12 protein-coding genes and 1 tRNA gene are annotated in these 12,887 nt (G+C 30.9%); 6 read left to right on the top strand and 7 right to left on the bottom strand.

The window, feature by feature from the left end:
• Positions 1-146: 146 nt before the first annotated feature.
• Entirely contained in the window at positions 147-1,940 is a 1,794-nt protein-coding gene (locus tag ACVC3Y_RS07945) for a ribonucleoside-diphosphate reductase subunit alpha (protein WP_303422943.1), read from the bottom strand.
• Position 1,941: 1 nt separating this feature from the next.
• On the bottom strand, positions 1,942-3,216 hold the full coding sequence (locus ACVC3Y_RS07940) for a ribonucleotide-diphosphate reductase subunit beta (RefSeq protein ID WP_303422946.1): 1,275 nt from the start codon (positions 3,214-3,216) through the stop codon (positions 1,942-1,944).
• Between the two features lie 742 nt (positions 3,217-3,958).
• On the opposite strand from ACVC3Y_RS07940, the gene ACVC3Y_RS07935 reads away from it, so the two are divergent.
• Together ACVC3Y_RS07935 and ACVC3Y_RS07930 are read left to right on the top strand one after the other, a co-directional pair.
• Positions 3,959-4,699 carry a LytR/AlgR family response regulator transcription factor gene (locus ACVC3Y_RS07935; RefSeq protein WP_303422948.1) on the top strand — a complete coding sequence of 247 codons (741 nt, stop codon included), beginning with the start codon at positions 3,959-3,961 and terminating at the stop codon, positions 4,697-4,699.
• A gap of 4 nt (positions 4,700-4,703) precedes the next feature.
• A complete protein-coding gene (locus ACVC3Y_RS07930) occupies positions 4,704-6,671 on the top strand; it encodes a tetratricopeptide repeat protein (RefSeq protein WP_303422951.1) in 1,968 nt (655 codons plus the stop codon).
• Positions 6,672-6,674: 3 nt separating this feature from the next.
• Here ACVC3Y_RS07930 and ACVC3Y_RS07925 read toward each other — a convergent pair whose 3' ends face one another.
• Positions 6,675-7,244, bottom strand: coding sequence for a DUF3109 family protein (locus tag ACVC3Y_RS07925; protein ID WP_303422954.1), 570 nt, complete (start codon positions 7,242-7,244; stop codon positions 6,675-6,677).
• Positions 7,245-7,370: 126 nt separating this feature from the next.
• Here ACVC3Y_RS07925 and ACVC3Y_RS07920 point away from each other — a divergent pair, with 126 nt between their 5' ends.
• The 3 genes from ACVC3Y_RS07920 (at position 7,371) to ACVC3Y_RS07910 (ending at position 8,837) form a co-directional block, all read left to right on the top strand.
• Positions 7,371-7,952, top strand: a complete 582-nt coding sequence (locus ACVC3Y_RS07920; protein ID WP_303422957.1) for a MarC family protein — start codon at positions 7,371-7,373, stop codon at positions 7,950-7,952.
• A gap of 79 nt (positions 7,953-8,031) precedes the next feature.
• Positions 8,032-8,235: a hypothetical protein gene (locus ACVC3Y_RS07915; RefSeq protein WP_452226583.1), complete on the top strand. Its 204-nt coding sequence runs from the start codon at positions 8,032-8,034 to the stop codon at positions 8,233-8,235.
• Complete coding sequence (locus ACVC3Y_RS07910; RefSeq protein WP_452226582.1) at positions 8,235-8,837, top strand: FAD-dependent oxidoreductase; 603 nt, start codon at positions 8,235-8,237, stop codon at positions 8,835-8,837. Before ACVC3Y_RS07915 ends, ACVC3Y_RS07910 begins: the two co-directional genes overlap by 1 nt.
• Here the strand turns inward: ACVC3Y_RS07910 and ACVC3Y_RS07905 are convergent, their stop codons facing one another.
• From ACVC3Y_RS07905 to ACVC3Y_RS07890, 4 genes are all read right to left on the bottom strand, one after another.
• The gene (locus tag ACVC3Y_RS07905; protein ID WP_452226581.1) at positions 8,838-10,427 is read right to left on the bottom strand and encodes a S41 family peptidase; all 1,590 of its coding nucleotides are present in this window, start codon (positions 10,425-10,427) and stop codon (positions 8,838-8,840) included.
• On the bottom strand, positions 10,427-10,858 hold the full coding sequence (locus ACVC3Y_RS07900) for a deoxycytidylate deaminase (protein ID WP_303422969.1): 432 nt from the start codon (positions 10,856-10,858) through the stop codon (positions 10,427-10,429). The genes ACVC3Y_RS07905 and ACVC3Y_RS07900 overlap by 1 nt, the downstream gene beginning before the upstream one ends.
• A 175-nt stretch (positions 10,859-11,033) precedes the next feature.
• The gene (locus ACVC3Y_RS07895; RefSeq protein ID WP_303422972.1) at positions 11,034-11,624 is read right to left on the bottom strand and encodes a HupE/UreJ family protein; all 591 of its coding nucleotides are present in this window, start codon (positions 11,622-11,624) and stop codon (positions 11,034-11,036) included.
• Positions 11,625-11,696: 72 nt separating this feature from the next.
• Positions 11,697-11,778, bottom strand: a tRNA-Leu gene (locus ACVC3Y_RS07890).
• Between the two features lie 144 nt (positions 11,779-11,922).
• On the opposite strand from ACVC3Y_RS07890, the gene ACVC3Y_RS07885 reads away from it, so the two are divergent.
• The gene (locus ACVC3Y_RS07885; RefSeq protein ID WP_303422975.1) at positions 11,923-12,864 is read left to right on the top strand and encodes a ribose-phosphate pyrophosphokinase; all 942 of its coding nucleotides are present in this window, start codon (positions 11,923-11,925) and stop codon (positions 12,862-12,864) included.
• Positions 12,865-12,887: the final 23 nt, after the last annotated feature.

Raw genomic sequence — 12,887 nt, 5'->3', positions numbered from 1 at the left:
ATAGATGTACTTTAACTACAAAACAATTACTGCTAGGAAGCCAAATTGGCTATAAAAATAATGATAGGAGTGTTCATTTTATCTTTAAAAACAAAAAAACCACCTCTTTCAAGGTGGTTTTATAACACTTAATTAAATTTCACTAATTAGCCTTCGCAACTAGCACACTCTTTCTTCTGCTTAAATTTTTGAGCAGCGTTCATACTGTGTTGGTAATACAAAGATTTAACTCCTAATTTCCAAGCAGTAACGTATATATTATTAATATCTTTTACAGGCATATCTGGATGCACCATAATATTTAAAGATTGTCCTTGATCTATATGATTTTGTCTGTTAGCAGCTTGATAGATTATAGTCATCTGGTCTATTTCAGAATAGGTTTTAAACACATCTTTTTCATGCTCTGTAAGACCTTCTAAATGTTGTACAGAACCATCAAAATCACGAATACTCTTCCAAGTATCAATATTGTTCAACCCTTTTTCTTCTAAAAGATCTACTAAAAACGGATTTTTAATAGTCGTTTTAATTTTAGCAATATCTTTTACATAACTGTTAGACCAAATTGGCTCAATACCTTGAGATACTTGTCCTAAAATGAAAGCAGAAGATGTTGTTGGTGCAACAGCATTTAATGTTGTATTACGTCTTCCGTATCCTTTTAACACTTCTGGTTCCCCAAATAATCCTGCTAATTCTTCGGATGCTTTTTTAGACTTTTCACCAATAGTTTTAAATATTTCACTATTTAAGTTAAATGCTTCTTGACTATCAAAAGACAACATTTTAGATTGTAGTAACGAGTGCCATCCTAATGCTCCCATTCCTAAAGCTCTATTTTCTTTTGCAAAGTTATATGCTTTTTCCATAAACATAAACGTTTGCTTATCGTCTCTATTTGTAGAGTCTCTATAGTCTTCTAATTTGGTAACAAACTCTTCTAAAACAGCATCTAAAAAGTATACCATCGTTTCTACAGCATCGGTATCTTTCCACTTATCATAATGTAATAAGTTAATAGAAGAAAGTACGCATACAAAAGACCATTTATCGTTAGTTGGCAACATGATTTCCGAGCACAAGTTACTTGCATAAATTTCATGATTCTTATCTTGATATACATCTGGTGCTGTATTATTAGCATTATCTTTAAAGAAGATATATGGATATCCTATTTCTCCTCTACGTTGTAATACTTTTGCCCAAATTGCTCTTTTATCGGAATCCCCATCGATCATCTCTTGCATCCAATCATTTCCAACGGTTACACCATGTGTTAATTCTTGAATCGGATTCCCTTCTGTTCCAATTTCTAAAAACTCATGAATATCTGGATGATCTATTGGTAAATATGGTGAAAAACGACCTCTTCTTACCGAACCTTGACTTACAACATCCACCATTTTTTCAAAAAGTTGCATGATATGTACTGCTCCTGAAGATTCTCCATTATTTTTAACTGGAGCACCACGATGACGAAGTTTACCAAAATAACCAGAGGTACCACCTCCAAGTTTAGACATCATCCCTACTTCCGATTGTGTATAAAGAATATCCCCCATATCATCTGATATATGGGAACCAAAACAGCTAATAGGAAGCCCTCTTCTTTTACCAAAGTTAGACCAAACCGGTGAAGCTAATGAGTAATAGCCTTCTGCCATATACCCATAAAACTTATCTGCAAAACCATCTATTTTTAAAATAGTTTCGGCTCTTTCGGCTATTTCTCTAATTCTTTCTTCTGGAGTTGTATTCTCTGTTAAGTAACCTGAAGCTAAAAACTTGCGACTGTTTTCTGTTAACCATTTAATTTCTGGTTGTTTATTGGCTTCTTTTCTGGCTTCTTTTCTAGCGTTAATTAATTCATCATAGTTTGAAGCTTTTGCCTCTTGGCTTATGTTTGCTTCGGTGTTTTGTTTTGTTTGGTTGTTCATCTTAAAATAGGTCGTCGCTAGTTATACTTTTTGTTCTTTTGCTATAGTTTATAGATCGTTTCACGAAGAAATCTCCATGTTTTGTTCCTATAATCTCGTCGTCAAACCATTCGGTTTGCGCAATTAATTTTTCGTTTACTTCAAATACTTTATCAATTCCTATACTCTCTAAAGAGTTATTAAAACGGTTTTTAATAAACTCGTTAATAACATCTTTTGGTAAGAAATCTAATTCCCCTGCTTCAAAAATCCAGTCTATAATTTTACTTTCCGATTCGAATGCTTCTTTACATAATTCTTGTACAGATGCTGCATGTGCTTCGTCAAACCATGTTGGGTTTTCGGCTTTAATAATTTTAATAATGTCAATTCCGAAGTCACCATGAATTTGTTCTTCTTTAGAGGTTGCTTCTACAACATTAGAAACTCCTTTAAGCATATTTTTATGCTTATTGAATGCCATAATTATTAAAAACTGAGAAAACAGAGATACGTGTTCTATAAATAAAGAGAATAGCAAAATAGATTCTGCATACTCTTTATTGTCTTCACTCTTAGAATTTTTTAAAGCCATTTCTAAATAATGCACACGACGCATAATTACTGGCTTTTTCTTTATGTTTTTAAACTCGTTGTTCAATCCTAATATTTCTAACAAATGCGAATAAGCGTCTTGATGTCGCACTTCACTTTCTGCAAAAGTTGCTCCTACAGAACCAATTTCTGGCTTTGGCATTTTATTATAAATCTCTCCCCAAAAATTCTTTACTGCAACTTCAATTTGAGAAATTGCTAGCATGGTATTTTTTATTGCATTTTGCTCTACTACAGTAAGTCTTGTTTTAAAATCTTGTATATCGCTAGTAAAGTTAAATTCAGAGTGAATCCAATACGAATGTCTAATGGCATCCACATAATCATTAAGCGCTGGATATTCATAAGGCTTAAGATTTATACGTTTTTCAAAAATATTAGTTTTTCTATTTCTAGTTTGCTCGTCTCTATATAAGATATAGGCTTTAGCAACATTAGGGAATTCGCTTCCCATTAATTTCTCTTCTACAAGATCTTGTACTTGTTCTACTGTTGGTACATATCTGTAGTCTTTTTCTTTTCGATCTAAAAGCGCTTTAAGAACATTTATAGAAATGGTATTCGCATCTTCTTTAGTTCCATTACCAACAGAAAGCATCGCCTTTTCAATGGCATTAGAAATTTTATTTAAAACAAAAGGACTTGTTTCATAATCTCTTTTAATAATTTGCGTAATCTCCATAATCTCTTTATTAAATAGCTAGCTAGTTATTTAGAATGATTTGCATCATTTAAAAACGTATTAGTAAATCTGTAAAAACGTTGTTATATTTTCCTTTTAAAGGAATAAAAAAGGGCGTATTCATTAAAAAAAATTGATTTTCCATTACTTTTTTTTATTAAAGAAAACAGAAAATCTATTTTGTTTTTTTGCCTTGAACAAAGATTGACAATTGTGCTTAAAAATGAAAGGGTATTTTGTAAACGTTGTCAACAAGTTTTTAACAACCTAGTATTCACGTTGTTTTTCAAAGGATTTTCAGCAATTACAACAACCAACTAACTACCAATACGTTGAACACATCTACACTTTGTTAACAGCAGTAAAATAAGGATTTGTTAATTTTATAAAACAAAAAAAACGAGCGTTTATAACACTCGTTTTTCTCCCTAAAATAACTAACTGAAATAACTAAAAAAATCAATCAATATCTTTACAATATTTTTGTATTTCAAAATAATGTATGTCTACTAATAGCAAATAGATATTGATTATTTTTTACAATTAATAGCAATGCTAATATCTAGGTTTTTCTCAAAAAACACACACACAAATGTATAGTTGGTAAGCTATTTTGTATAGTTGGTAACTATAATACTTTTGAAACCTAAGAAAATAGTAAACGATACTTATTATACAAAAAAAGTTACCAGCTATACATAATAAAGTTAAAGCTTCACTTTATATTATTATATTTGATATTATGATAAAAGCAGTAATTGTAGATGATGAACCTAAAGCAATCCAAAGTCTAAGTTGGGAACTAGGTCATTTTAACAAAGACATAGAAGTTATAGAAACTTTTTCTAGCCCTGAAAAGGCTATTACATTTTTAAATAAAACAGCAAACACACCAGACTGCCTGTTTTTAGATATACAAATGCCTACCATGGATGGGTTTCAGTTTTTAGCAAAAATAACCAATAAAGATTTTGCTGTAATTATTACCACTGCTTATGATGAATATGCTATTAAAGCCATAAAACATGAAGCTATAGATTACTTATTAAAACCTATAGATTCTGATGACTTAAGTAGTACTATTAGCAAATTAAAAAATCTACAAACTAAAGACATCAATTACGACAAGTTAGAAGAATTATTCTATAAGTTTAATGAAGAAAACAGTAAGCAAAAAATTACTATTAACACAGACGGGAAGCTTATTTTTTTAAATGTAGATGACATACTTTTTATTGAATCTGATGGTAATTATAGCACACTTATTTTAAAAGACAACCAAAAACTAGTAGTTACAAAAAAACTAAAAGAAGTAAATGCTTTACTGCCAGAAAGAATGTTTTTTAGAATTCACAACTCTTATATAATAAACCTAAACAAGGTTAAAGAATTTATTAAAACAGAAGGTTATGTTGTTATGCAATCAAACCATAAAATACCTGTTGCTAGACAACGTAAACTAGATTTTTTAGACAGACTTTAAGCACATGCAAAAACTAAAAAAGACGATATTAAAGTGCTTAAAACTAATTATAGTTTTCTGGTTAGCAAACAATCTACATGCACAACAACCTGTAGACACCAATTTTAATGCACAAATAGAAGAACTTTTAGAAAGAAAACCGAGTAGTTATCAAGAGCTTTATTCTCTTTTTAACCCCATTAGTAACGACACCATTAAAATGCGTTACTTGTCTATTAAAAGTAAAGAAGCAAAATACTTAGAAGGGGAAAGTTATGCCTTAAACATGATAGGTATTTTTTATAGAAACACCTCTAAATACAATGAAGCTTTAGCGCTTCATAAACAAGCGCAAGAATTAGCAATACAAGCGAATAATTTAGAATTACAAGTAATAAGCTTAAACATGCTTGGTGTAGTAAACAGAAGGCTAGACTTAATTCGTTATGCGTTAGATTTTCACAAACAAGCTTTAGATCTTGCTGAAACCGAAAAACAACCTTCCATAAACTTAAAACGAAGTATTGCTGTTTCCAGAAATAGTATGGGAAACATTTATTTAGCATTAAAACAATATGATTTAGCGCTAATTCAATTTAACCAATCTTTAGAAATTGAAAAATCTTTAGACAATAAACTAGGATTAGCCATTAACTATCAAAACATTGGATACGTAAAAGAAAGCAAAGGCTTACTAGAAGATGCGCTTGCAGACTACAAAACATCTTTAGATTATAACAGTCAGATAAATTCTGATATTGGTCGTGTAATATGCTACAACAGTATTGGTGTAATTTATATAAAACAAGAAAAATTTAAAGAAGCAGAAACCACACTTAACTTTGCTTTACAAAAAGCATTACAATTAAATGATCAATATCACATTGCACCAGTTTACATTAATTTAGGATGGCTACAATTAAAACAAAACAAATTTGAAATTTCGGAAAAGAACTTAACAAAAGGATTAAAAACATCGAATGATTACAATTTAGTGTCATCAAAAATTGATGCTTACAAATATCTTTCTAAAGTATACGAATTAAAAAGAGACTATAAAAAATCTAACGAATATTACAAAGCACATGTAGCCCTAGACCAAACAGTAACTAACGAAAGAAATTTACAATATGTAAATGATTTGGTAATTAAATATGAAAGCGAAAAGAAAAACAATCAAATAAAAGAGTTAGCCAGTGAAAATGAAATAGTAAAACTGCGCTTAGCACAAAATAGAAGAATCCTTTTATTAAGTGTATTTGGAGCTGTATTAACCTTAGGAATTTTATTTGTTTTAAATAGACAGAAAAGGTTAAAAAGCGAAAAACAAATCATCATGTTGGAGCAAGATATGTTGCGCAATCAAATGAATCCACATTTTATTTTCAATACTCTCAACTCTATTAAATTATATATTATAAATAATGAAAAGGAAAACGCCGTTTACTATTTAAACAAGTTTTCTAAACTAATTCGAAAAATTTTAGTCGCATCTACAGAAAAAGAGATTTCTTTAGCAGAAGAAATAGAAACAATGACACTTTACATGAACATTGAAAACATACGATTTGATAATGAAATTAAATACAAAGTAGATATTGATAAAAATGTAAATACCGAAACCATCAAAGTACCATCTCTTATTTTACAACCATTTTTAGAAAATGCCTTGTGGCATGGTTTATCTTCTAAAACAAAAAACAAAGAGATTCATGTACATATTGAAAAACCAAAACATAATGCCGTTTCTATCTACATAACAGATAATGGCATAGGTAGAGTTGCTTCCGAAAAAATCAACAAACAAAAAACACTAAAACGAAAATCTGTTGGTATCTCTATCACTAAAGAACGATTAGAAAATTTCTCGAAACAATTCACAAACGACTATACACTTGAAATAATAGATTTATACAATGCAAATAATCAAGCTAGCGGAACAAAAGTAATAATAGAAATCCCTACGGAAGAAATTAAACTAAGAACAGCTTAATACTTATTTTTTCATGGTTGCTGCAACCTTTTCTAATTCGGCATACCAATCTTCACCAAACTTCCTAATCAAAGCCTGTTTAACAAATTTATAAACTGGCACCTGAAGTTCTGCACCAAGCGTACATGCATCATCGCAAATTTCCCATTTATCATAATTTACAGCAGAAAACTCGGAATACTCTTTCACTCGAATTGGATACAAATGACAGGACACTGGTTTTTTCCAATCTATATCTCCTTGATTATAGGCCTCTTCAATTCCACAAAGTGCAGTTTTTTTATCATCAAAAATCACATATGCGCAATCTGCCCCATTAATTAACGGTGTTTCTAAATCGCCAAAATCAGTAACAATAGAAGTACCTTGGGCCTCAATAGCAGCAATACCTTCTTTACGTAAATATGGTTTTACTTTCGAATAAATATCTGCAAGTATTTTAACCTCCTCTTTATCTAAAGGTGCACCAGCATCTCCATCTATACAACAAGCACCTTTGCAGGCAGATAAGTTACATACAAAATCTTTTTGTACAATATCTTCAGATATAATTGTTTTTCCTAGTTGAAACATGTTACAAATATACTAGATATTACACTAAAAAAACGAACAATTAAAGCACATAAAATTTACGATTATTTAATGTTATGAATCCTTTTTTTATACCGACATTTGCACCGAAATTTAAAAGCGAAAACAATGCAACTTGATTTTAAAGAAATATTTACAGCATTTATGATACTATTTGCTGTAATTGATATTATAGGAAACATTCCAATAATTATTGATTTACGAAAAAAAGTAGGCCACATCCAAAGTGAAAAAGCATCTATTATTGCTGGTGTAATAATGATTATTTTTTTGTTTTTAGGACAAAATATACTCTCCCTAATTGGTGTAGGCGTTAATAGTTTTGCAGTAGCAGGCTCTTTTATCTTATTTTTTATTGCTCTAGAAATGATTCTTGGGATTACTTTATATAAGGAAGAAGAAAACAGTGCAATGACAGCTTCTGTTTTTCCGTTAGCATTTCCATTAATTGCTGGACCAGGAAGTTTAACCACTTTACTATCTTTACGTGCCGAATACAGAATAGAAAATATTATAGTTGCCGTTTTATTCAATGTTTTAATTATCTTTATTGTATTAAAAACTTCTGCTAGAATTGAAAAACTAATTGGCCAAAACGGGATTAGCATTATTAGAAAAGTTTTTGGAGTTATCCTTTTAGCTATTGCAGTAAAGTTATTTGCACACAATATTAAAGCACTTTTTATATAGAGGAAATGTTAGGGTTAAAAAGTTTAATCTGAAAAACAAAATCACAGATATTATAGTGCCTATTAACAAATAAAAGTACATGAAAGTATTTACCATTATATTCACCATTATAGCTATTGGCTTAATTATTTTTAATATTACACAAATAGATTTTAACAACCTATTTGAAGGACAAAGTGTAGTTGCGCTAATTACTATTTTTGCTTCATTATGTGCAATTGCATTACTGCAAGTTTTAAGACTTTCTAAAAAAGTAAACAACCAACTAAATAACAGAAAATAATGTTTGACGTACTTATTGTTGGTGGTGGAGCGGCAGGAATGTCTTGTGCATTAGTTTTAGGTTCGGCTAAAAACAAACCCTTTGCGAATAACAAGCGTATTGGTGTTTTTACACACCAAAAAACATCGCATTTACAAAATGCATTATTTAATAATGTACTAGGTTTAAAACCAGGAACCAATGGAGCTTCTATTTTAGAAGATGGCTTAAAACAACTAACTTCACAATACCCTCACGTCACACAAATAGAAAACGAGAAAGTTTGCGAAATTAGAAAAACTGAAACTGGCTATACTATATATACTAATAAAGAAACCTATCAAACGAAGTTAGCTGTAATTGCTGTTGGTTACACCAATTTAATAAACATAAAAGGATTAGAAGACTATATTGAGCCTCACCCAAGAGCAGTAAAAGAAAAAGACAGAGTTTGGCTAAAAAGTATAGACCATAAAATAGAAGACAATTTATATGTTGCAGGAACTTTAGCTGGATGGAGAAGTCAATTTGCTATTGCTTCTGGAAGTGGAGCACATGTTGCTACAGACATTTTAACCATTTGGAACAATGGCACACACACCAAAGTACATGATAAAATTTAATTAGTTTTCTTCGCTTAATTTAACAACTTCTTCAATCATAATATCTTGTTGGTTTATTACTTCTTGATAAGTACCTTTTCCAAATAACTGCTCGCCTAAAGCAGCTTTAATAAGTAATTTTATTTCTTCTTTAAACGTTAAAAAGGTAATATTTCTATTTAAGCGTTCTCTTAAATATTCTTGGAAATCTTGCACAACATCTTCGGTAATAATAAAATCATTTACATAATCTTCTTGTGTTAAATTATCGTAGGCTTCTCTTTGCTTATCTAATTGCTCGAAAACAAAATAATTTAAAAAACCGGTTTGCTGTAAATATAAAAATGTATCATTTTGCATGCTTAAATCTAATGGCACGAATACATCTGGAATAATACCACCACCTCCATACACTATTTTCCCTTTTGGTGTAGTAAACTTTAGAGAATCGGCAACTTCAATTTTTTCTGGATCTAGTAATTCTCCACTATCTAAACGTGAAAAATATTCGTCGTAATAATCTTTATTCCCTTTTTCATAAGAACGCTGTATCGACCTACCAGTTGGCGTGTAATAGCGAGAAACGGTTAGACGTACTGCACTACCATCACCAAGTTGCATTTCGCGTTGCACCAAACCTTTCCCATAAGAACGTCTACCAACAATGATTCCTTTATCGTTATCTTGTAATGCTCCAGCAACAATCTCGCTTGCAGATGCAGAGTTTTCATCTATAAGCACAAAAACATCTGCTTTTTCAAAGTCTCCTTTTTTTGTTGCAAAACTTTTTTCTATAGTGCCGCGTTTGTTTTTTGTAAACAAAATGAGTTTATCATCTTCTAAAAATTCATCTACAATTTGTTCTGCAATATTTAAAAAACCTCCAGGGTTATTTCTTAAATCTAGAGCAATTTGTGTAGCCCCAAGGTTTTTAAGCTTCCTTAACTCTGTTTTAAACTCTTTAAAAGTAGACTCTGCAAATCGGTTTATTTTTACATAACCTAAAGTATTTGTCAACATATATGCAGCATCTACACTAACAATTGGCACATGACTTCTTTTTACTTTAAAATCAAGTAATTCCTCTTCTCCTTTCCTAAATACTTTTAAATTTACTTCTGTATTTATTTTTCCTTTTAATTTAGAAACAATTTCAGTATTTGAAAAATTATTCCCAAACAAAGTATCGGCATTTGCAAAGAGTATTCTATCTCCTCCTTGAATACCAATTTTTTCGCTAGGACCTCCTTTTACAGCTCTTATAACTGCTATAGAATCTTTATAAGGGTAAAAACTAACACCAATACCAACAAAATCTCCTTTCATGTTTTCGCTAACGCGCTGCATGTCTTCTTTAGGAATGTATATAGAATGTGGGTCTAGGTTTTCAAGAATTCCATTTACAGTTACATCTACTATGCTATCTGTATTTACATCGTCTACATACTCATAATCTATATAATCTATAAGTCTGTTTAATTTATCTTTTTTGCTATTAGAGGTAAATAATCTATCCGAAGAATCTGTAAAGTTTAATTTTCCACCAATAAAAATACCTATCGCAATTGCAACTCCAAGAATTAATGGTAGGTATTTTTTTGTGTTATTCATTATGCTTTTAAATCTTCTAATAATTGTAATTCTATTCCTGCTTTTTCTAAAAAGCGCAATCCAGAATCATCTTTATATGTTTGGTTATAAACCACTCTTACAATTCCAGCTTGATGTATTAGCTTGCTGCACTCCTTACATGGAGACAAGGTAATATATAAAGTAGCTCCTTTACAGGATTGTGTAGAAGATGCTACTTTTAAAATAGCGTTAGCTTCAGCATGCAACACATACCATTTTGTATAACCTTCTTCATCTTCACAAAAGTTTTCAAAACCAGTTGGTGTTCCATTAAATCCATCAGAAATAATCATTCTGTCTTTAACTATTAATGCACCAACTTGTTTACGTTCGCAAGCAGATAATTTCCCCCATTCTGTTGCTATTCTTAAATACGCTTTATCATACTTAAGCTTCTTTTTTTCTGACATATATTATTTTTTGGGCGTGTCCTTTCGCATACTTCAGGTCAGGCTTTCGGTAGTCGCTATTAAAATGAGCTCCAACAATACCTCAATCCTTCACGCAAAGTCGTATAACGAAGATACTTGCTATGTATTTTAATTACAACACTTGTAAGTTAAAGTTTTACCAAAACTTTAGTAATTAGCTAAGTAGATCACTTGCAATTATCATTGGTATTACTAAACCAATTACGATAGCAGAGACTACCATAACCCAATCGCGCTTAGAAAACCTAAAAATGGTTTGCATTAAAAAGCCTAAAAAGAGTACAACAAAAACTATAATTATTTGAGCTAACTCTATACCTAGAGCAAACTCTAAAAGTGTTACCAATTTATTTTCTGTTTTACCCACCATGATTTTAAACTCTCTTGCAAAACCAAGACCATGCACTAAACCAAAAAAGAGTGTAGAGAAAAACAAAACACCAACCTTATCACTTTTAGCTGTTTTACCAGCTGTAAACACATTAAAAATAGCCATTATTAATATTGTAATTGGAATTAAAAACTCTACTAACTTACCATTTACAGCAACCACATTATAGGCAGCCAAAATTAAAGATAATGTATGTCCTAAAGTAAAAACAGAGACCAGCATTAATACTCGTTTCCAATCTTTAAAAATATAAGGGACAGCAAGAACTATTAAAAAAAGTACATGATCGTAAGCATTAATGTCTAACACATGGTTTACACCATATTGAACGTTAAACCAGAATTCATCTAGCATAAATTAAGTATTTGGGTTGTGGGTAAATATACAATTTAAAATAAAAAACCTTAACATTTCTGTTAAGGTTTGTACTCAAGGTGGGAATCGAACCCACACTCTCGAAAGAACTGGATTTTGAATCCAGCGCGTCTACCAATTCCGCCACTTGAGCAATCTTGAATTGCAAAACTAATTTATTTTTCTATAAAACCTTTAAAAATAGCACAGAAATGCTTTATAGAATGAAAAAAAACTCTAAATTTGCACCTCAATAAAAAACAGGGCATTTAAAAGCCTAATTAATAATAGATTAATCATGTCAAACACCATTACTGAAGCTAAGATTTTTTCTTGTATGCAAAGTAAAGTTTTAGCTCAGAAAATCGCTGATGCTTATGGTACACATTTAGGTAATGTAATTACATCCACCTATAGTGATGGAGAATTTCAACCATCTTATGAAGAATCTATTCGTGGAACTCGTGTTTTTATTATTGGTTCTACAAACCCTGGTCCAGAAAACTTAATGGAAATGTTATTAATGTTAGATGCTGCAAAACGTGCATCTGCAAGACACATTACAGCAGTTATTCCTTATTTTGGTTGGGCTAGACAAGACAGAAAAGACAAACCTAGAGTGCCTATTGCTGCTAAATTAGTGGCAAAAATGCTAGAAACTGCTGGAGCGACTAGAATAATCACTATGGATTTGCATGCAGATCAAATACAAGGTTTCTTTGAAAAACCTGTTGATCACCTGTTTGCTTCCACCATATTTTTACCATATTTAAAAGAACTAAACTTAAAAAATCTTACTATTGCTTCTCCAGACATGGGAGGTTCTAAAAGAGCATATGCATATTCTAAAGCTTTAGAAAGTGATGTTGTAATTTGTTACAAACAACGCGCTAAAGCGAACGTAATTTCTCACATGGAACTCATTGGAGATGTTACTGGAAAAAATGTAGTATTAGTGGATGATATGGTAGATACCGCTGGAACTTTAACAAAAGCTGCAGATTTAATGATGGAAAGAGGTGCATTAAGCGTTAGAGCAATTTGTACACATCCTATTTTATCTGGTAATGCATACGAAAAGCTTGAAAACTCTAAACTTGAAGAATTAATAGTAACAGATTCTATTCCTATTCAAAAAGAAAGTTCTAAAATTAAAGTATTAGGCGCAGCTAATTTATTTGCCGAAGTGATGCAAAACGTACATCACAACAAATCGATTAGCTCCAAATTTTTAATGTAATTAATAATTAATATAAAAACAAA

The sequence above is a fragment of the Lacinutrix cladophorae genome, from assembly GCF_053604645.1.
The sequence above is the reverse complement of the archived record's forward strand: the minus strand, read 5'-3'. Positions and strand labels throughout refer to the sequence as shown.